We start from the raw sequence: 21,356 nt of genomic DNA on the forward strand, positions 1-21,356 counted from the left end.
ACTATGTGCGTCTTTAACCTGTAACGGAATTACTGCTAATGGCTTTTAAGAAACGAGTTTTGTTACCCCCCGCGATTATTCTGGTCGCCATCTTACTGGTTGTTGTTTTAGTGAGTATGCGTCCGGAACCGCCCAAACGTGAAACTATCCGACCCGCCGTACTGGTGGAGGTCAAAGAAGTTCAGCCTGAGGATGTCAATTTCCTGGTGGCAGGACAAGGTAACGTTGAAGCGCGTAACAGTACCACATTAGTCGCCCAGGTCACCGGACAGGTTATTGATATGGCCGATAACTTCGTTGCCGGTGGCTTTTTTAAAAAAGGCGACGTGTTATTACGCATCGACCCTTCTGATTATCGGGTAGCGGTACAAAGCGCGAAGGCCAATCTTGCCCAGGCGCGCTCGAATCTTGCCGAAGAGAGCGCCCGTGCTCAGGTGGCCAAAGAAGAATGGGAATCGTTGCAGATGGGTGAAATCCCGGATTTGGGCCTGCGTAAGCCACAGGTAGCCAGTGCTGTTGCTGCAGTACAATCGGCAGAGGCCGCAGTTGCTAAAGCAGAGCGGGACCTGGCCCGTACTGAAATTAAAGCGCCATTTGATGGGTTGCTACAAAGTAAAAATGTTGATCTGGGTCAGTTCGTGTCGATGAACTCGCAGATCGGACAGATCATGAGCACCAACATAGCAGAAGTTCGTGTGCCGCTGAGTGACCGTGATATTTCCTATCTGGAACTGCCGGAAATTGGCAACACCCTGGGGCTGGAAGAATTACCTGAAGTTGAACTCTATTCGGATGTCGCTGGCCAGCGTCACAGCTGGATGGGACGACTGGTGCGTACCGAGGGCGTGTTGGATCCGGCCAGCCGGGTTATCTATGGCGTGGTTGAGGTCAAAGACCCGTACAACCGCGCCGGCCAGACCCATGAAACACCACTGCGCTTTGGCCGCTTTGTACAGCTGAACATCGAAGGTGTCGAAGCCGAACAGGTTTATACCCTGCCGCGCTACGCATTAACCACTACCGGCAAACTATGGGTGGTGGATGAAGATCGCCGCCTGAGCATGCGTGATGTGAGTGTGTTGCGCGCCGAAGCTAATACAATATACGTCGATGAAGGCCTGCAGCCTGGCGACAAAGTGGTATTAACGCAGCTATCTAACGCCTTGGTCGGAATGAAAGTGCGGCTGCCAGGCGATCCTTTGCCTGAGGAAAATCAAGAAACCCCGGCCAGTGAATCTGACGACAGCGCCGCTGTCGGCAGTAATTAATCAGGAGCCTTACCTATGAGTGATTCGACACCAAAAGGGCCTGATCTGCCGACCAATCCGCCAGCGCCGATCCCGCCGGAACAAAAAGGGCTTATCGCCTGGTGGGCAAATAATACGGTTGCCGCCAACCTGTTAATGCTATTAATCGTCTTTGCGGGTCTGTTCCAGGTAACCCAGGTACGCAAAGAGATGTTCCCTGAAGTGGAACTGAATATGATCAGTATTCAGGTGCCGTTCCCCGGTGCCGCGCCGCAGGAAGTAGAACAGGGCGTATTGATACTGATTGAAGACGCCATTGAAGATGTCGATGGCGTTGAGCGTATTGTGTCGACCGCCCGCGAAGGCGGTGGCTCGGTCTCGGTTGAAGTACAAAGTGATTATGATCCGCAAATCGTCATGGACGAAGTGAAGATGCTGGTCGATGCCATACCGAACTTTCCGCAACAAATTGAAAGCCCGAACATATACCGGGCCCGGCCGCAGCGGCAGGTGATCTGGATCAGCGTCTATGGTGATCTCAGTGAAGTGGCGCAAAAAGAGCTGGCGAAATCCATCCGTGATGACCTTAAAAAAGCCTCGGGTATTACCAAAGTTGATGTAGTTGGCGATCGCGATTACGAGATTTCAATTGAAATTTCAGAATCCGATCTGCAGCGCTACAACCTGACCTTCCAGCAGATTGTGAATGCGGTGAGGGGAACATCGATTGATGTGGCCGGTGGTTCCATTCGTACGCCCAACGGCGATATTCTGCTGCGCGCCAGTAACCAGGCCTACGTTGGCGCTGAGTTCGATAAGATTGTGCTGATCAACCGCCCGGACGGTACGCGCCTGACCCTGGGTGATATCGCCCAGGTCAAAGATGGTTTTATTGAGCGTCGTCGCTTTACCCAGTTCGACGGCAAGTCAGCCACTTTTGTGCGGGTAAACTCCGTTGGCGATCAGAGCGATCTGGCAGCGGCAGAAACTGTCCGTAATTATATTGAGCGCAAGCAAAAAGAGTTACCGCCGAATGTGAATGTAGCGCATTGGGGTGATTCGTCCTATTACCTGCAGGATCGTCTCGATCTGATGCTCGGCAATATGGTCAGCGGGGGCTTGCTGGTATTCCTGATGTTATCGCTGTTCCTGCAGTTGCGGCTGGCATTCTGGGTGATGATCGGTATCCCGATTTGCTTCCTGGGTACCATTGCGATGATGCCGGTGATGGGTATCTCCATCAACATGATTTCGTTATTTGGTTTTATTCTGGTGCTGGGTATCGTGGTGGACGATGCCATAGTCATAGGCGAGAGCGCCTATTCGGAAATTGAGAAGAACGGCAAGTCGACGGCAAATGTGGTCATTGGTGCAAAGCGGGTGGCGATTCCTGCCACCTTCGGGGTGCTCACCACCATGGTGGCCTTTATTCCCATGCTGATGGTTGACGGCGGCATGGGAACCATCTGGCAGTCTATCGCGCTGGTGGTGATTCTGGCGCTGGCGTTCTCGCTGATTGAATCCAAGTTAATCCTGCCGGCCCATATAGCGAACATGAAGTTTTCGCGGGGCCGCGGCGAGAAGCTGAACGCCTTCCAACGCACCCGGAACAAAATATCGGACAGTCTGAAAGTTTTTGTGGTGCGGTATTACATGCCGTTCCTGAAAAAGTGCCTGCGTTATCGCTATACCACCCTGGCAACCTTTATCGCCATGTTCATTCTGATGATTGGCCTCATCAGTGGCGGTGTGGTGCGCTGGGTATTCTTTCCGGATATTCCCAGTGACTTCGTGCAGGCGCGGGTTGAGATGCAGCCTGGCTCGTCGGAAGAAGCAACTATCCAGGCGCTGCAGACCATCCATGACGCACTGCTGGAAGTTGACGCAGAAATTGAGCAGGAAGAAGGCGATGGCGTGGTACGCCACACCAATATGTGGATGAGCAGTTCCGGTGGCGGCAGCCTGATGACGGAGCTGAAAAAAGGTGAAGATCGGCAGATTGACGGCTTTGCCGTAGTGAACCGCTGGCGCGAGAACGTGCCTGAAATCGCCGGTGTCAAAAACCTGAACTTCCAGGGCAGTATCGGCGGTGGTAGCGGCTTTGATGTTGAGTTTCAGCTGACCGGCGACGATCTGGATCAGCTCGCCGCTGCGTCCCGCGAGTTAAAGCAGGTGCTTGGTGGCTACGAAGGGGTCTTTGATATCGAAGATACCTTCGGTGAAGGGAACGATGAAATCGTACTTAAACTCAAGCCATTGGCTAATGCGCTGGGCATTACCTTGTCAGAACTCGCCACCCAGGTTCGTTACGCCTTCTATGGCGCTGAGGCCCAACGTATTCAGCGCGGTGATGAGGAAGTGCGGGTAATGGTTCGCTATCCGCTATCTGAGCGGCAGTCGGTTGGTAACCTTGAGGATATGAAACTACGCACGGAAGATGGCGGTATGGTGCCGTTCACCGAGCTGGCGGAGATCGAGTTCTCGCAAGGCTATAACACCATTACGCGGATTAACCGTGAGCGCTCAGTGAACGTACGGGCGCGGGTTAATAAAGACCAGGTTGAGCCGTTTGAAATTGTGCGCCAGGTGCAAGCCGGGCCATTGCAGGAAATTCTCGATAAATACCCTGCGGTTGGTTCGAAACTGGAAGGTGCTTCACAGGACGAAGCTGAAGCAACCAACTCGCTGGCTATTGGTTTCTTGCTCGCTTTATTTGCTATCTATGCGCTGATGGCGATACCGCTGAAATCGTATAGCCAGCCGCTCATCATTATGTCGGTTATTCCGTTTGGTATGATCGGCGCCGTGATTGGCCACTGGATACTGGGTCTGCCCATCTCCATTCTGAGTCTGTTCGGTATTATCGCGCTGGCCGGGGTGGTGGTGAATGACTCGCTGGTCATGGTGGATTATGTGAACCAGGCGCGCAGGGCCGGCACCGGCCTGCGTAAGGCAGTAGTTGACGCCGGTGCGGCTCGTTTCCGGGCAATCATACTCACCTCGCTGACGACTTTTTTTGGTCTGCTGCCGATAGTGCTCGAGAAGAGCCTGCAGGCGAAGATGGTTATCCCGATGGCGGTGTCACTGGCATTCGGTATTCTGTTTGCGACCGTCATTACCCTGCTGTTGATTCCGTGTCTGTACCTGGTACTGGATGACTTCACCCGCGGTACCCGTACCATGTTTTCCTGGTACGGGCTGGCGAAGCCACCGGAAGTGCTGGAATCAAGTGAGCCGAAAAGAGAAGATCAAAATTCGGTCACATAATGGTAAACTACTGACCTTAAACTGATATACCCGGCAGCGACAGGCGTCGCTGCCACTTCAGCTGAGGAAGGTAGCATCATGAATATGGCCCTGAACGATCTTATTGCCCTGACGTTCTATCTGGTGGTCTGGATTGGCTATACTCAGTTCGCCCGTCTCAGAGCCCGCAGTACGCATAGTCTGTCCAATATTCTGCGGCAGTTGCGGGTGGACTGGATGACCACGCTATCGCGCAAAGAGCATCAGATTGCCGACGCTGCGCTGCTTGGTAACGTCGAGCGAACGGTTACATTTTTTGCCTCATCCACGGTGCTGGTGCTGGCCGGTGTGCTGACGGTATTATCAGCTGCTGATAACATGGTCACAGTGTTGCATTCACTGCCTTTTACTGCCGATACCTCTCCTGAAAAAGTACAATTTAAGCTGGCTGGCCTGGCGCTCATTTTCGTGTTCGCATTCTTTAAGTTTACCTGGGCCATCCGTCAGTTTGGTTTCGTCTCGGTGCTGGTTGGGGTGGCGCCGCAATATCGCAGTACTGAATTTACCGACGAGCAGCGCGATGTGTTTGCGCGGCAGGCGGCCAAGGTGTTTGATCAGGCCGGACATGAATACAATAACGGGCTGCGTGCCTACTACTTTGCTCTCGCATTTATGTGCTGGTTCCTGCATCCGATAGCCTTTATGGTGGCGACCACCATAGTGCTGGGGGTGTTGTACCGGCGCGAATTCCGCTCGACCGTATTACGCGCCTTGCTGGCGACCAAAGGTCTGGAGCCGGGCCCAATAAAAAAAGAAGGAGCCGCTGAGTGACGTTTGACGATTTTGATGTTCTCGACTGGACCACGCAAAAGGTGGGTGCGCCCGCGTCCTGGCCTGAGCCGGGCGACAGCGGCGAACTGGACGATGGCACCCGGGTTGAGTTCTGGGATTACGGTGTATTTGCGCTGACTCCCGCGCAGCCGGGCAGCAAAGATGTGATCCTGTCCTGCGCCATTCATGGTAATGAAACCGCACCGATTGAGATGGTGCGTGACATGCTGCACGATATTTTCAGCGGCAAGCTGCAGTTACGTCAGCGTACCTTGTTTCTGATCGGCAACCCCCAGGCCATCATGATTGGCAAACGCTTTGTCGACTACAATATGAACCGGCTGTTCAGTGGCGCCCATAAAAGCGGTGATACGCCTGAGCACAAGCGCGCGGCGGACATCGAAAGCTATGTGACTAAGTTTTATAATGAAGCGCCGGCGGATGGTAAGCGGCAGCGGCTGCACTATGACCTGCACACGGCTATCCGTGATTCAGCATACGAAAAATTTGCGGTCTATCCGTTCACCCATGGTGGGCCTTACAAAAAAGAACAGCTGACGTTTTTAGCTGAGTGCGGTGTTACCACCATCTTATTAAATCAGGCACCGACTACGACCTTCTCTTACTACAGCGTCAGAAGCCACGGCGCCGATGCTTTCACGGTAGAGCTTGGTAAAGTGCGGCCCTTTGGTGAGAACGATATGAGCCGTTTTGCCGATGCCGATCGCATGTTCCGTAAGCTGATTAGCCAGGATCAACTGGATTTACCAGCGTTTGACGCTACCCGGCACACTATTTTTGACGTGTACCGAACAATTAATCGCACACAGCAAGGCTTCCGACTAAACTTTCCGGGTGATGTGGCCAACTTTACCGAGTTTGAACAAGGTTACCTGCTGGCAGTTGATGAGAGCGTGGAGTATCACGTTGAGCAACCCGGCGAGCGCATCATCTTCCCGAACGCGGATGTTGCCATCGGCCAGCGGGCATTACTGACGGTGGTGGAGCTGCCGTTAGATCAGCTGGAACTGGTCTGACTTAGCGGCCTGAAGCAATTTTTAAGGCGTTGCTCATTTGCATGTCGGTTGACGTAAAGGTAAAGTGAGCGCAATTTTACAACCCAAAATTCCCAATGAACTCCGAGAACGAGAAAGCTATGGCGAAGGATAAACAACACCAGCTCGAGATCGTGACGCAACCATCGTTTTTAGATGCCAGCGCACTGAAGATCCCGATGCTGCAGATCCTCAAAGAGGACGGCACGGTTCATAAAGGCGCAGACGCACCTGAAATGGACAAAGATTTAGCACTGAAGATTTTCGACACCATGCAGTTTATCCGCATTCTGGATGAGCGCATGATTGCTGCCCAGCGGCAGGGACGGATCAGCTTTTATCTGTCGTCTCTGGGTGAAGAAGCAGCCAGTATAGGTTCTGCCGCGGCGCTGGATGACGGCGACATGATCATGGGCCAGTACCGTGAGCAGGGCGCCTTAGCCTATCGCGGTTTCACCGTTGAGCAGTTTATGGATCAGTTGTTCTCAAACGAACGCGATCTGGGTAAAGGCCGCCAGATGCCCGTGCATTATGGCTGTGCCGACCTGAATTTTATGACCATAGCGTCACCGCTGGCCACGCAGATTCCGCAGGCTACCGGTTACGCCTATGGCCAGAAGATGGATAAAACCGGTACCTGTACCATTTGTTACTTTGGTGAAGGCGCCGCTTCAGAAGGCGACTTCCATGCCGCGCTGAACATGGCAGCGGTTTACAAAGTGCCGGTTATTTTCTTCTGCCGGAACAATGGCTACGCCATCTCTACGCCGTCGCAGGGCGAGCAGTATGCCGGTGATGGCATCGCGCCACGCGGTATCGGCTATGGCATGAAGACAATCCGGGTTGACGGTAACGATGTGCTCGCGGTTTATAAAGCAACGCAACTGGCCCGGAAACTGGCCGTGGAAGAGAACGAGCCGGTGCTGATTGAAGGCATGTCCTACCGTATGGCTGGTCACTCGACGTCTGATGACCCGACTGGCTACCGTACCCGCGAAGAAGAAGCCGCCTGGCGTGCCAAAGATCCGGTTGCCCGCTTCCAGACCTGGCTAATCAAGAAGAAATGGTTAACCGAGAAAGACGCAGACGAAATTTTTGCCGAGAAGAAAGCGGCGGTGCTGGCAGCACTGAAAGAAGCTGAAAAATACCCGGCTCCGCATATCGATGAACTTATTACTGACGTTTACGATACCCCGCCTCAGCAGTTGCAGAAGCAACTGAAAGAGCTGAAAGAACACATCCGCAAATATCCGGATGCGTATCCAAAAACCGCATCGCGGCTGGAAGGGGGTAACGACTAATGGCAAAGATGAATTTACTACAGGCCATCAATAATGCGCTCGATATCGCAATGGCCAAACACGACAACGTGTACAGTTTTGGTGAAGATACCGGCGCTTTCGGCGGCGTATTCCGTGCCACTTCCGGTTTAACCGAGAAGTATGGCCGGCATCGTAACTTTAATACCCCGCTGGTTGAGCAGGGCATCCTTGGTTTTGCTAATGGCCTGGCCTCACAGGGCAGCTACGCCGTGGCAGAGATCCAGTTTGGCGACTATATTTTCCCGGCCTTTGACCAGATCGTGAATGAGTCGGCGAAGTTCCGCTACCGCTCAGGGAACGAATTCAACGTTGGCGGCCTGACCATACGTACGCCGTACGGCGGCGGTATCGCTGGCGGACACTATCATTCGCAGTCACCGGAAGCCTATTTTGCCCATACGCCGGGCCTTAAGATTGTTATGCCGCGGAATCCGCACATGGCAAAAGGCCTGTTGCTGAGCGCGATTTTTGATAAAAACCCGGTACTGTTCATGGAACCGAAGCGCCTGTACCGTGCCTCGACCGGCGAAGTGCCGGAAGAAGAGTACTACCTGGAGCTGGGTAAAGCTGACATCGTCAAAGAAGGCAAAGACATCACTGTACTGGCCTGGGGCGCGCAAGTTGAGATCGCTGAGAAAGCCGCTGAAAAAGCCGCTGAAGACGGCATCGACTGCGAAGTCATCGACCTGGTCAGCATCCTGCCATGGGATATCGATACCGTGGCTGAGTCGGTGATGAAAACCGGCCGCCTGGTGGTTACCCAGGAAGCACCCCTGACGAATGGTTTCGCCAGTGAAGTTGCGGCTTCGATTCAGGATCGTTGCTTCTTATATCTGGAATCACCGATTGCCCGTGTCTGCGGCCTGGATACCCCGTATCCGCTGTGTCACGAAAAAGAGTACTTTGTTGATCATCTGAAAGTCTACGAAGCCATTAAAGCTTCGATGACCTATTAAGAGGGCCGTTACGCATGAGTAAAGATTTTATTTTACCCGATATCGGCGAAGGCATCGTTGAGTGTGAAATCGTAGAATGGCTGGTAGAAGAAGGCGACACTGTCAAAGAAGATCAGCCAGTGGTTGACGTGATGACCGACAAAGCCCTGGTACAGATCCCGGCCAAAGAAGATGGCGTGGTGACTAAGCTGTATTATAAGCAGGGTGATATTGCCAAGGTGCACGAGCCGCTGTTCGCCGTTGAGCCCGCCGATGGCGATGACTCTGGCGTAACTGAAGCCAGGCCGGAAACCAAAGCCCCGGCCCCCTCGTCACCCGCTGAAGAGAAAAATAGCCAGCCGACGGCTGCAACGGGTTCGTCAGTCACGGATTTCATTCTGCCGGATATCGGCGAAGGTATCGTTGAATGCGAAATCGTTGAATGGCAGGTGCAGGAAGGCGACGTGGTCGAAGAAGATCAGCCGGTGGTTGATGTTATGACTGACAAAGCCCTGGTGCAGATCCCCGCCAAAGAAAGCGGCGTCGTTGAGAAACTGTATTACCAGAAGGGCGATACCGCCAAAGTTCATGAACCGCTGTTCGCTATCCGCACTGAAGGCGGAGAAGACAAAGGCGCAGCAGACACCAGCAAGCAGGTCAAAGCGCCGTCTACCGCGGCCCAGCCTGCGCAAACGGTGGCCGAGCCGGTACGCCAGGGCAAGGCGATTGCCAGCCCGGCAGTCCGTCGCCGCGCCCGTGAGCTGGATATTGATATCAGCCAGGTGCAGGGCTCAGGCGCGAAAGGTCGCGTGATGAAAGAAGACGTGCAGAAATTCGCTGACGGCGGCGCGCAACAGGCTCCGGCCGGTAAGGCAGACACTGCAGCCCAGACCCGTGGCGAAGCCAAAGGCTTTGTGGCAGGTGGTAAGCGCACCGAAGCGATTCGCGGCGTGAAAGCAGCGATGGCGAAGGCGATGATGAAGTCCGTCAGCACCATCCCGCACTTTACCTACGCCGATGAGTTTGATCTGACGGCAGTTATCGCACTGCAGAAGCAACTAAAAGAGCGCTTTAAAGACGAAGGCGTGCGCATCACCATGATGCCGTTCTTTATCAAGGCGCTGTCACTGGCGATCAAAGAATTCCCGATCATGAACGCCCAGGTGAATGATGACTGCACTGAGCTGACTTACTTTGATGATCACAATATCGGTATGGCCGTGGATACCAAAATCGGCTTGCTGGTACCGAACATCAAGCAGGTACAGAACAAGAGCATCATTGATATTGCCAATGAAGTAACGCGCCTGACCAATGCGGCACGTGAAGGCCGGGTAGCCCAGGACGACATGAAAGGCGGCACCATCAGCATTTCAAACATTGGTGTGATTGGTGGCACTGTCGCAACGCCTATTATCAATAAGCCGGAAGCGGCTATTGTGGCGCTGGGTAAGGTGCAGGAACTACCGCGTTTTGATGCGAACGGCAACGTGGTTGCCCGCAAGATCATGACGGCCAGCTGGTCTGGCGATCATCGTATTATTGATGGCGGCACTATTGCCCGCTTTAATAAGCGCTGGCAGGAGTTTCTTGAAGATCCAACGTCAATGCTGGTCCACATGGTGTAATCCGCCTCGCGCGGATTACCTTTTTGCGACCATGCGGCGCACCAGACCTGGTGCGAAGCGTTGCAGAAAGGGCGCGAGCTTCGACAGGCCGGAACCGACAACGACTTCAGCTTTACCGTCGGCGATGGCCTTAAGCGAAATTAGCGCGCACTGCTCAGGTGAGATACCACCGGCATTGTCCGGGTCTTCATGACCCAGGGCAGTGCCATCCCCCGTCAACGAATTGTGCGCAACCTGCGTATTGATAAAGCCCGGTAGCACCGAGGTAACTATAATCCCCTGATCTGCCGTTTCTGCCCGCAGACAGTCCATAAAGCCCAGTACGCTGAATTTGGCCCCTGCGTAGCCGCTACGGAGTTTTGTTCCGACTTTGCCCGCTACACTGGATACCGTCACAATTTGTCCTGAGCGGCGCTCCAGCATGCCTGGCAGCACCAGTTTGGTCAGGGCAACCACGGCAAAGTAATCGATTTCCATTAATTGCCGGTAAACGGCGAGGTCGGTATCGATTACGCGACTGCGCTGTGATACGCCAGCGTTGTTGATGAGGATATCGATAACCTCACCATCAAGCGCCTTGCGGGCGGTTTCAGCGGCTTGTTCAGGGTGAGCTAAATCCAGCGGCAGCACGCGGTGATCGTCGCGGTTAGCCAGACTCCGGCGAACCTCTTCGAGCACCTCGGGACGGCGCGAGGTCAGAATCAACTGAGCCCCGGCCTCGGCGAGCTGCCGGGCAAGCGCCAGGCCAATGCCTGACGATGCCCCGGTTAACCAGACTTTCTTACCCTGAAACATCTCAGCCAGCTGCCGGATACATATAGTTAGACTGGAAGCCTAACGGAATGCCGATCATCCAGTAAATGATCAGGAAGGCTGACCAGATCACCATTAAGCTGACAGTGAACGGCAACATCAGGGCGACCAGTGAACCGATACCGGTGTTTTTCACGTAGCGCTGGCAATACAACACCACTAACGGGAAGTAGGGCAGCAGCGGGGTGATGATGTTACTGATGGAATCACCGACGCGGTAGGCCGCCTGGGTTAAATCAGGCGAGTAGCCCATCTGCATCAGCATAGGTACGAAGATAGGCGAAATCAGTGCCCACTTGGCTGACGCTGAACCCACAAAGATGTTGATAAAGGCGACCAGGATAATCATGCCGACCATAGTGACACCACCGGACAACGCCAGCGAACTCAGGAAACCAGCGCCTTTAATCGACAACAGGGTACCCAGGTTGGAATCACCGAAAGCTTTGATGAACATCGCACAGAAGAAGGCCATGACCATGTAGTAGGCCATGCCTTCCATGGATTTGGTCATGGCGCCCACAACATCCTGCGAGTTGGTAAAGGTGCCGGCCACATAGCCATGCACAATGCCGGGAATCGCAAATAACAGGAAGATCAGCGGTACGATCATCTGCATCAGAGGCGCGCCGAACGAGGCAAGTTCACCGGTGCGCGGATCAGCCAGCGGGGTGTTGTCCTGGATGGTCCAGAAGAACAACAGGCCCAGACCAACGACCATAGTCAGTACGCCACTATAAAAGGCTTTACGGTCGCGCGGGGTCACCTCATCAATGACTGGGATATCTTCTTCATCGCCATCTACCGGCGTGTTTTTCAGGCGCGGCTCAATGACCTTATCGGTCAGATACCAGCCCACCAGCACCACAATGATTGATGAAGCTGAGGTGAAGAAGTAGTTGTTAAGCGGATTCAGCTGAATCGCCGGGTCCAGAATCTGCGCGGCACTTTGCGTAAAGCCCTGCAGTAACGGGTCGATGGCTGATGGCACGAAGTTGGCGCTGAAACCACCGGAAACGCCGGCAAAAGCTGCGGCGATACCTGCCAGCGGATGGCGGCCGGCAGCGTAGAAAATCACACCACCGAGCGGGATAACCAGCACGTAACCGGCGTCAACCGCGGTATGGCTGACAATGGCCACCAGAATCAGTACCGGCGTAAGCAGGACCTTGGGCGTCACGTTAAGCATCAGCTTGATGGCCACATTGATAAAGCCACTGCGTTCGGCAACACCAACACCCAGCATAGCGACTAACACCACGCCTAAGGGCGCAAAGCCCATAAAGGTATTGACCATACTCGCCAGGAAGGCGGCCATTTCGCCACCGCTGAGCAGGTTATTTACGCCGACGTTTTCGCCAGTAAGCGGATGGACTGCATCAAATTCGATGCCAGAGAGCAGGAAACTAAATGCCCAGACGATGAGCAACAAGCCGAAGAACATCACGGCCGGGTCGGGTAGTTTGTTCCCGACCTTCTCGACTTTGTCGAGCAAACGGTTGAGCATTCCGGTAGATTCAGACATAACTTAGCCTTTTTCTATTGTTATTATGGTTGCGACGAAAGTATCATACCCAATAACTGGACAACAACAAGAGCCAATATGATTTGTGGAACTGATGAAGCGGGCTGTGGCCCGCTTGCCGGCCCGGTCGTCGCGGCAGCGGTTATACTGAATCCCGACCGGCCTATCGACGGGATTACCGACTCGAAAAAGCTCACCGTGGGGCACCGGGAAGAACTCAGTGCGCTCATTAAAGAGCACGCGCTGTACTGGGCGATTGCCCAGTGCGACCCGGCCGAGATAGACGAAATTAATATCCAGCAGGCGGCATTGCTGGCCATGCGTCGCGCCGTGGAAGCGTTGCCGGTGCCGCCGGCCATGGTGCTGGTGGACGGGAACCGGATGCCGAAACTTACCGTACCGGCCCGCACCATAATCGGTGGGGACTGCCTGGAAGCCTGCATTGGTGCGGCGTCAATTCTTGCTAAGGTGGAACGCGATCGGCAGATGGTGGAATGGCACGAGCACTATCCGCAGTACGACTTTGCCCGTCATAAAGCCTATGCGACGCAAGCGCATCTGGCTTTACTTGAACAATACGGACCGTCACCTATTCATCGCATGAGTTTCAGCCCGGTGGCCCGGGCTGCCGAACGCATGATGAAGATAAAAGCCGGTTAATTACATGCAGACGCGCTGGATCATCTGGCGCAGTTGCTTTAATGCCGGATCCACTTCTTTAAGCCGGATAAATTCATCGGGCTGATGGGCCTGTTCAATTGAGCCTGGCCCCATAACAATGGTCTCGCAGCCGAGCTCCTGAATAAAACCCGCTTCAGTACAGTAATTCACTGGTGTCGCTTGGTTGCCGGTGATTTCTTTTGCCAGTTCAACAATAGAGGCATTGGGATCGCAGCGGAAACCGGCTATCGGCTCGTGCAGGTGGTTCAGGCACACGGCGCCGGGATATTTCTGATTCACTTCATCCAGGCGCTTATCAATCAGCCCGTACAAATCGTTCATCGACATCCCCGGCAGTGGCCGCAAATCAATATGCAGCTCGCAACAGGCGCAGATACGGTTGGCCGCGTCACCACCCTGAATGGAACCAAAATTAAGGGTCGGGTAGGGGATCTTAAATTCGTCGTTGGTATAACGGGTTTTGAAGTCTTTCTGGAGTTCACGTAATTCACTGATCACGTCGTGCATAACTTCGATGGCATTCACGCCGGCGGATGGGTCTGAACTGTGGCCGCTTTTGCCGGTTACCCGGATGGCTTCGCTCAGATGGCCTTTGTGCATGATCACCGGCGTCATCGACGTCGGTTCGCCGATAATGGCATAGTCCGGCTTCAGATTTTCAAAGCGGCCCAGCTCACGGGCGCCCGCCATGCTGGTTTCTTCGTCGGCGGTGGCCAATACGTAAATGGGTTTTTTCAGCTTAGATAAATCCATATCCCGCAGGGTCTCCAGCACAAAGGCAAAGAAACCTTTCATATCCACTGTGCCCAGGCCGTAGAGTTTGTCTTCGTCTTCATGTAGCTGAAAAGGATCACGGGTCCAGCGGCCTTGATCCCAGGGGACGGTGTCGGTATGGCCGGAGAGCAACAGGCCACCACTGGTGCAGCCTTCCGGGGTATAGCGGGCCAGCATATTGAATTTGCCTCGCTGCCGGTCAAGCTCCTGGATGGCAATCTGAAAGCCGAGGGTCTGCAGCCAGTTGCCAATTTTTTCCACTACCGGCTGGTTGCTGGTATCCCAGGGTACATCGCCTATGCCGGAAATGGACGGAATGGCGATGAGTTCGCGATACATTTGCCGGAACTTCGGAAGTTGTGACATAAAAACGGCTCTCCAGACTGCAGGGGTATATTTTTCTTTAGCATAGCTGATTTTAATTGCTGGCATAAGCTAGTTTTTGGTTGTGATTAAGACCGTAAATTCATAGCATATACCCCTGTTCTCTCAGATTCCCGGACAACGACCTTATGAAATCCATTCCGCATATTGATATGAGCCTGTACGGCAAGAATTTTGATGACTTTGCCCAGCATGTGGGGGCTGGTTACGAAGCTAATGGCTTTGTGGCGTTAACCAATCATGGCGTGGACCAGCAGTTGATCGAAGAGGCGCTGGATATCAGCCGCGACTTATTCGATCTGCCGGCTGATGTGAAAAACAAATACCATATTCCGGGTGGCGGCGGTGCACGTGGCTACACGCCATTTGGTACTGAAATAGCCAAAGACGCCAAACATGTGGATCTGAAAGAATTCTGGCACGTTGGCCGGGAAATTGAAGGCGAGCCGCCGTTTCCTGAATTAACGCCTAATGTATTTCCGGAAGAGTTGCCGGAATTTAAGACTAAGATCCTGAAACTTTACGACGCACTGGATGCGCTGGGCCTGCAGGTGCTGGAAGCACTGGCGGTGTACCTGAAGCAGCCGCGGGATTTCTTCAACGATAAAGTAAACCTGGGCAACTCGATTTTGCGGCCGTTGCATTATCCGCCGATCGTCGATAAAGGCACGCCATCGGTGCGGGCCGGTGCCCACGAGGACATCAACGTATTGACCTTGCTGGTGGGTTCACGTGAACCAGGTCTGGAAGTGCTGGCGCGCGATGGCAGCTGGATTCCGGTAACCATTATCGAAGGCGCTATTATCTGTAACGTCGGTGATATGCTGCAACGTATGACCAACCGTGTGCTGCCGTCGACCACGCACCGGGTCGTGAATCCGCCGGAGCCGTATAGCCGTCGTTCACGCTATTCGATTCCGTTTTTCCTGCATTTCAATCCCGACGTGATGATCACGCCACTGAAAAGCTGCATTACGGAAGAAAACCCACAGCACTTCGCGCCTATCAGTTCCCATGAGTACCTGATGGAACGCCTGCGTGAAATCGGGCTGGTGAAATGAGATTGCGGCTGATTCCACTGTTGGCGGCGAGCCTGGTTCTCGCCGCCTGTGCCCAGCACAACGCGCAACCCGAAACGGGCGGCGCCTTTCAGCTGGCAATCGGCCATATTAATGACCATCACTCGAACCTGCAGCCGGCTAAGCGCACCTCAGTAACGGTTGACGGCGAAACGCACCGCATCGAAACCGGTGGTTTTCCGCGCGTGGTCACGCAGATTGATGCCATCCGTAAGCGTCATGACAATATGCTGGCACTGCACGCCGGCGATGCCATCAGCGGCACCTTGTTTTATACCGTGTTTGAAGGGGTCGCGGATGCGGCCCTGATGAACCAGGCCTGCTTTGATGCCATGGCGCTGGGCAATCATGAGTTTGATAACGGTGACGCGGGCTTAAAGACCTTCCTCAACGCGCTGGCGATGAGCGACTGCGCAACGGCGGTACTGGGCGCGAACGTGATGCCCGAAGTGGGCGTATCACCGTTAACCCCGAAAACCCGCTGGGACAGCTTTAAGCCTTACGCCGTTTATCAGTTCGGTGACGAGAAGGTTGGCATTATCGGTCTGGATATCGCGGTGAAAACCAAGCAATCCTCAATGCCTGATGCCACCACTGAATTCGCGGACGAATATACTACCGCTGCTTATTATGTTGATGAGCTACGCCAGTTGGGCATAGAGAAGATTGGCCTGCTGACACATATTCAGTTCAGTAGTGATCTGGAATTGGCGCAGAAGCTGCCGGCGGTGGATTTCATTATCGGCGGGGATTCCCACACCTGGCTGGGCGATTATGCCGCCTATGGCCTGGATCAGGACGGCCCGTACCCGGCGCAAACCATGAACCGTGACGGCGCACCCGTTTGTATTGCTCACGCTGGCGAATACACGCAGATAGTGGGTGAGTTGGTGATCGATTTTATCGGCGACCAGGTGAGCCATTGCGGTGGCCAGCCGCATTTGCTGGTAAGTGAAGAAGCCCCCGAAGTCATTAAAGCGCTGCTGCATTTCACTGCGGTTGCCGAAGATAAAGCGAGTCTGCTGCTACTGGCAGAATTTCAGCAACAACTGGAAGAAATGACCACGCAGTCCATCGCGCAGGTGGAACAACGCATGTGCATGAAGCGGCTGGGCGTGGCGACTACACCGGGCTGCGGAATCGGCCGTCAGTCTGATGCCCACCGGCTGGTCGCTGAGGCCTTTCTGTTCAGCGCCCCACAAGCGGATTTCGCGCTGCAGAACGGCGGCGGGGTACGTAATGAAATCGCTGCAGGCCCGCTGACGATTGCCGACGTGTACCGGCTGCTGCCGTTTTCCAATACCCTGGTGACGGTTGAGATTACCGGCGCCGAACTGCGCACCCTGTTAGAGCAGGCGCTGGCTTATGCGTTGTCCGAAGGCGGTTCAGATGGGGCTTATCCCCATGGTGCCGGCATCCGGTTTGATGTGGATATGACCGCGACCAGCGGCGAGCGGATCAGCAACCTGGAAATTAACCAAGATGGCCAGTGGCAGCGCCCCGACGATAGCCAGACCTACACCATGGTCACCAACAGTTTTCTGGCGCTGGGCAGCGATGGCTGGAAGTTACTGGCGGAAATCAATGCCGACGGCCGGGTAACCGATACCTTTGTAAACTATGCGCAGTCGTTCGTCGACTGGGCCCGGGCGCAGCAGCGTATCACCCGACCTGAGTCGCACAGTACCCAACTCTATATTCCACCGGCCGAATAGGATGACCACGCGGCCGGTCTCTGATCAAGCGCGCTTTGATTTAACGGTCGTGGTGCTGGCGCTGTTAACGGCGTTCGGGCCACTATCCATCGATATGTATCTGCCGGCATTTGGTGATATCGCCGCCAGCTACAATACCGAATCCAACCGCATTGAATTGTCGCTGACCTCGTTCTTCATGGGGCTGTTCATTGGCCAGCTGTTATACGGTACGGTTTCTGATCGCTACGGCCGCAAACCGCCGCTCTATTTTGGCCTCACGCTCTATATTATTACGTCGCTGGCTTGTGCCTTCGCGCCCAACCTCGAGAGCCTGATTGTGCTGCGCTTCTTTCAGGCCATCGGCTCGTGCGCCGGGCTGGTGATTGCCCGCGCCATGGTGCGCGATCTCTACACGCCCCAGGCCTCGGCCCAGGTGTTTTCGTTTCTGATCCTGGTGATGGGCATCGCGCCCATACTGGCACCGCTGGCAGGGGCCTATGTGACGGCAGCGTTCGGCTGGCAGGCGATCTTTGTAATTATTGCCGCGCTGGCGGTGGCCTGCATGGTGATTGTGCATATCCGCCTGCCGGAAAGCCGGTTACCTGATAAGAGCGTACGCATCAGCGGCAGCCTGCCCATTTACTGGAAGGTACTTAAAGATCCGTCGTTTTTACGCTATTCACTGGCGGGTGGGGTGGCGCAGTCGGGGTTATTTACCTACATAGTGGCGTCACCGCTGGTGTTCATTGAGCACTTTAACCTGTCGCCGACGCTGTACAGCTGGCTGTTCGGTGCCAATGCGGTAGGTATTATCGGCATGGCGCAGCTGAACGGCTGGCTGCTCAAACGCCGGGATCCGCGCAAAATCCTGAACAAATCGCTGCCGCTGCTGGGCTTCATCAGCCTGGTATTGATGGCCAGTGGTTACTTCAGTTGGGGTTTCTGGGGCGTGGTGGTACCGGTGTTTTTATATATCAGCACCCTGGGGATGGTATTCCCGAATGCCATGGCCTGTGCGCTGGCTGAGCAGCAAGCCCGGGCGGGCTCTGCTTCGGCGGTAACAGGTAGCTTGCAGTTTCTTATCGCCGGGTTAGTGTCGGCGCTGGTGAATGCGCTGGGGCATTATGATCCCCTGGCGATGGTGTTCGTAACAGGCGGTTGCGGCATCAGCTCACTGATTATTTACCGCCTGCTACGAAAACCGCTTAACCCTTAAGGATTCGGGTTCGGATAGTAGGTTGGGGTGTTGATACCAACCGGCATATCCAGCGCGAATACCCATACGAAGAACAGAATAGTCCAGCCAATCAGGAACATGATGCTGTAGGGCAACATGGTCGCAATCAGGGTTCCTATCCCGATATCCTTCTTATAGCGCGCGGCCACCGCCAGTATTAAGCCGAAATAACTCATCATCGGCGTAATGATATTGGTTACCGAGTCACCAATACGGTAGGCCGCCTGAATCACTTCCGGTGCGTAGCCAATCAGCATCAGCATAGGTATAAAGATAGGCGCGGTAATGGCCCACTGGGCCGAGGCCGAGCCCAGCATCAGGTTAACGAAAGCACACATCAGAATAAACAACAGGAATACCGACGGCCCGGTCAGGCCAATTTCCTGCAGGAAGGTGGCGCCTTTCACCGCGAAGATGCTGCCGAAGTTAGTCCAGCCGAAGAAGGCAACAAACTGCGCCGCGAAGAACACCAGCACGATGTACATGCCCATGGTGCTCATACTGTCGGACATCGCGTCAATGACATCCCGATCGCTGCGCATAACCTTAGTGATGCGGCCGTATACATAGCCCGGGATGGCAAAGGTAATAAAGATAAAGGCGACAATGCCTTTAAGGAAAGGAGAACCTGCTACATCGCCGGTTTCCGGATTACGCAGCACACCCCATTCAGGAACAATGGTCAGGGCCAGAATGAGCCCCATGATTAAAAAGGCAATACCAGCGCCGATCAGGCCTTTCTTCTCGATAGCGGTCAGCTTTTCGATTTTCTGATCTGAAAGGTTAATGCTGGCTTCGTCTGGATCATATTTACCCAGCTTTGGCTCAACGATTTTTTCCGTTACAAAAGTACCCATCGCCGCGATCAGGAAGGTGGATACAATCATGAAGTACCAGTTGGCTTCCGGGCCGACGTAATAGGTCGGATCGATGAGGTTCGCTGCCTTGGTGGTGATACCTGCTAAGAGCGGATCCACGGTACCGATCAGCAGGTTAGCGCTGTAACCGGCGGAGACACCCGAGAACGCTGCTGCCAGACCGGCCAGCGGATGCCGGCCAAGGGAATGGAAGATCATCGCCGATAACGGCACCAGTACCACATAACCGAGCTCAGCTGCGGTATTGGAGATAACGCCGGCAAACACCACGGCAACAGTGACCATGCGTGGATGGGCGTTCATCACCAGCGCCCGCATCAGGGCCGAAAGCAGGCCGGAGCGTTCAGCGATACCCACACCTAATAAGGCGACCAGCACGGTGCCTAAGGGGGTAAAGCCGGTGAAGTTGGTGACCAGGCCGGTGACAATGCGTTGCAGGCCTTCAGCGTTGAGCAGGCTGACAACCTCGATAACGCCGCCGCCCGGGCGTGGGTCCTGCGCGCTTAAGCCGAAATAGCCGGCAATACCGCTGCCAACAACAACAGCGATGGCAAACAGGGCGAATAATGTAATGGGGTGGGGGAGTAGATTACCCAGCCATTCAACGGTGTCCAGAAAACGTGTAAAAGCTCCGCGTTTACCGGTGTCAGCGGATGGTTGTGGTTGCTTCATGCAGCTCCGGCTCCTGAGTTATAGTTATAAGTAAAGACCGGATTGTACACCAAAAAAAACGGCGCTACAGGCGCAATGCCGCTTCGATTAGCAAAACAGCAGGAAAAATTCGAATGAAAGCGGCAGAAACCCGGACTAAAAGTTGAAATTTTGTTTGAATCAACGTCGGTCAAATGGTAGTTTTGCTACATTCCAGTAACAATTTACTGAGACGTAACATATGGCGAAATTATCTAAAGCGGTGCTGGCCACGGCGTTATTGCTAGCGATAATCCCCGCAATAGCTGACGAACAGGCTAAGTCGGTGTTTGAACAAGATTATACCGCCTATCAACAGGCCTTAGATGCAAATCTGTCAGACCGGGAACTCGCGGCCCTGGCGGAGCAGGCCTATCTGTCTGGCATCGAATATTTTGGTGCCGATGATATCAGTACCGCTATTCTGAAAATTAATTACCTGACTTTGCTGAATAACGATGCTGTACGCTCAGAGCGGTCGCAGCAATTAGCTGGGGAGATCCTCGCTGTATCCCGTAAAGAGTACGGTCAGAATGCTCCGGAACTGATCGATGCGTTATTGGTCGCGCTTAGTACGCACAATTTAGAGGCGACTAAAGATTATTATGAGGAGCTGGTTACAATTGCTGACGCCCACATAGAGCAGCAGCCCGAGCATATGCTACGCGCTAAAATTGAGGCTGCGGCGCATTTACTACGCATCGGCAGCCCCGTTAGCCGCGACTTAGTGAGATTTGCCGACACCGCGGAAGAGCGTTTTGGCGCTGAGCACGAACTGGCCCTGCTGGCCAACTTCCATGCCGGACGCTACCTCGAAGCGAGAAAAGAGCAGAATGAGGCGATCAAGCGGTTTAAAAAAGTTGCCGCTGCAGATGAGAGTAAGCTGCCATCTGCACTGGTGACGGCCAAGTACATGAGTCATGCCCGCTTAGTTTATTTTCTTGAGCAGCAAGGCAAGAGCGACGAAGCGACGGCCCATTGTCTGGCCATCGCAAAAATGGGCTATGGTATTCAGGATGAACGGGAACCGACACCACTGTATCGGGTGAATCCACGATATCCGCGATTGCTGGTTCAGCGCCGGGTTGAAGGGGAGATTAAGGTTAGCTATGACATCGATGAACTAGGCTTTGTCCAGAACGCGCAGGTGCTCGAGTCTTCAAACAGCGGCTTTACCAAAACCGGCTTAGAGGCACTGGAGCAATGGCGATTTGCACCTCGTGTGGTCGACGGCGAGCCGGTGGCTACCACAGGGCGCACGGTCAAACTGCAGTTCCAGATAAAATAAGCACCAATAGCAGCTCATAAAAAAACCGGGTCCATGGACCCGGTTT

At 54.2% G+C, this 21,356-nt stretch carries 16 protein-coding genes; 12 read left to right on the plus strand and 4 right to left on the minus strand.

The window, feature by feature from the left end:
- Nucleotides 1-59: 59 nt before the first annotated feature.
- The 7 genes from IDSA_RS11495 (at nt 60) to IDSA_RS11525 (ending at nt 10,264) form a co-directional block, all read left to right on the plus strand.
- A complete protein-coding gene (locus IDSA_RS11495) occupies nt 60-1,268 on the plus strand; it encodes an efflux RND transporter periplasmic adaptor subunit (RefSeq protein WP_232221310.1) in 1,209 nt (402 codons plus the stop codon).
- A 15-nt stretch (nt 1,269-1,283) separates the two neighbouring features.
- Nucleotides 1,284-4,514, plus strand: coding sequence for an efflux RND transporter permease subunit (locus tag IDSA_RS11500; protein ID WP_084694128.1), 3,231 nt, complete (start codon nt 1,284-1,286; stop codon nt 4,512-4,514).
- Nucleotides 4,515-4,592: 78 nt separating this feature from the next.
- The gene (locus tag IDSA_RS11505) at nt 4,593-5,324 is read left to right on the plus strand and encodes a DUF599 domain-containing protein (RefSeq protein ID WP_034777182.1); all 732 of its coding nucleotides are present in this window, start codon (nt 4,593-4,595) and stop codon (nt 5,322-5,324) included.
- Between the two features lie 41 nt (nt 5,325-5,365).
- Nucleotides 5,366-6,361: a succinylglutamate desuccinylase gene (gene astE / locus IDSA_RS11510; RefSeq protein ID WP_415752605.1), complete on the plus strand. Its 996-nt coding sequence runs from the start codon at nt 5,366-5,368 to the stop codon at nt 6,359-6,361.
- Nucleotides 6,362-6,480: 119 nt separating this feature from the next.
- Nucleotides 6,481-7,680, plus strand: a complete 1,200-nt coding sequence (locus tag IDSA_RS11515; protein ID WP_051986256.1) for a thiamine pyrophosphate-dependent dehydrogenase E1 component subunit alpha — start codon at nt 6,481-6,483, stop codon at nt 7,678-7,680.
- Nucleotides 7,680-8,657, plus strand: a complete 978-nt coding sequence (locus IDSA_RS11520) for an alpha-ketoacid dehydrogenase subunit beta (protein ID WP_034777186.1) — start codon at nt 7,680-7,682, stop codon at nt 8,655-8,657. Before IDSA_RS11515 ends, IDSA_RS11520 begins: the two co-directional genes overlap by 1 nt.
- Before the next feature lie 14 nt (nt 8,658-8,671).
- Entirely contained in the window at nt 8,672-10,264 is a 1,593-nt protein-coding gene (locus tag IDSA_RS11525) for a dihydrolipoyllysine-residue acetyltransferase (protein ID WP_034777188.1), read from the plus strand.
- A gap of 15 nt (nt 10,265-10,279) precedes the next feature.
- Here IDSA_RS11525 and IDSA_RS11530 read toward each other — a convergent pair whose 3' ends face one another.
- Both IDSA_RS11530 and IDSA_RS11535 read right to left on the minus strand, forming a co-directional pair.
- A complete protein-coding gene (locus tag IDSA_RS11530; RefSeq protein ID WP_034777190.1) occupies nt 10,280-11,059 on the minus strand; it encodes an SDR family oxidoreductase in 780 nt (259 codons plus the stop codon).
- A 1-nt stretch (nt 11,060) separates the two neighbouring features.
- A complete protein-coding gene (locus IDSA_RS11535; protein WP_084694129.1) occupies nt 11,061-12,602 on the minus strand; it encodes an AbgT family transporter in 1,542 nt (513 codons plus the stop codon).
- A 78-nt stretch (nt 12,603-12,680) separates the two neighbouring features.
- On the opposite strand from IDSA_RS11535, the gene rnhB reads away from it, so the two are divergent.
- Nucleotides 12,681-13,262 (plus strand): ribonuclease HII, encoded by a 582-nt coding sequence (gene rnhB / locus IDSA_RS11540; RefSeq protein ID WP_034777192.1) that lies wholly within the window; start codon nt 12,681-12,683, stop codon nt 13,260-13,262.
- Here rnhB and argE read toward each other — a convergent pair whose 3' ends face one another.
- Nucleotides 13,263-14,423: an acetylornithine deacetylase gene (argE, locus tag IDSA_RS11545; protein WP_034777194.1), complete on the minus strand. Its 1,161-nt coding sequence runs from the start codon at nt 14,421-14,423 to the stop codon at nt 13,263-13,265.
- Nucleotides 14,424-14,569: 146 nt separating this feature from the next.
- Here argE and IDSA_RS11550 point away from each other — a divergent pair, with 146 nt between their 5' ends.
- Genes IDSA_RS11550 through IDSA_RS11560 form a run of 3 tightly spaced genes read left to right on the plus strand, consistent with a single transcriptional unit; the run spans nt 14,570 to nt 18,433 of the window.
- Nucleotides 14,570-15,502 carry an isopenicillin N synthase family dioxygenase gene (locus IDSA_RS11550; protein WP_034777196.1) on the plus strand — a complete coding sequence of 311 codons (933 nt, stop codon included), beginning with the start codon at nt 14,570-14,572 and terminating at the stop codon, nt 15,500-15,502.
- A complete protein-coding gene (locus IDSA_RS11555; RefSeq protein ID WP_034777198.1) occupies nt 15,499-17,235 on the plus strand; it encodes a bifunctional metallophosphatase/5'-nucleotidase in 1,737 nt (578 codons plus the stop codon). Before IDSA_RS11550 ends, IDSA_RS11555 begins: the two co-directional genes overlap by 4 nt.
- A gap of 1 nt (nt 17,236) precedes the next feature.
- The gene (locus IDSA_RS11560; protein ID WP_051986255.1) at nt 17,237-18,433 is read left to right on the plus strand and encodes a multidrug effflux MFS transporter; all 1,197 of its coding nucleotides are present in this window, start codon (nt 17,237-17,239) and stop codon (nt 18,431-18,433) included.
- Here the strand turns inward: IDSA_RS11560 and IDSA_RS11565 are convergent.
- Nucleotides 18,430-20,004 (minus strand): AbgT family transporter, encoded by a 1,575-nt coding sequence (locus tag IDSA_RS11565; RefSeq protein WP_034777200.1) that lies wholly within the window; start codon nt 20,002-20,004, stop codon nt 18,430-18,432. The two genes, IDSA_RS11560 and IDSA_RS11565, sit on opposite strands and share 4 nt — an antisense overlap.
- Before the next feature lie 220 nt (nt 20,005-20,224).
- On the opposite strand from IDSA_RS11565, the gene IDSA_RS11570 reads away from it, so the two are divergent.
- Nucleotides 20,225-21,310 carry an energy transducer TonB gene (locus tag IDSA_RS11570; protein WP_034777202.1) on the plus strand — a complete coding sequence of 362 codons (1,086 nt, stop codon included), beginning with the start codon at nt 20,225-20,227 and terminating at the stop codon, nt 21,308-21,310.
- Nucleotides 21,311-21,356 lie beyond the last annotated feature (46 nt).

It is taken from the genome of Pseudidiomarina salinarum, assembly GCF_000753715.1.
In the GTDB taxonomy this organism is placed as follows: Bacteria; Pseudomonadota; Gammaproteobacteria; order Enterobacterales; family Alteromonadaceae; genus Pseudidiomarina; species Pseudidiomarina salinarum.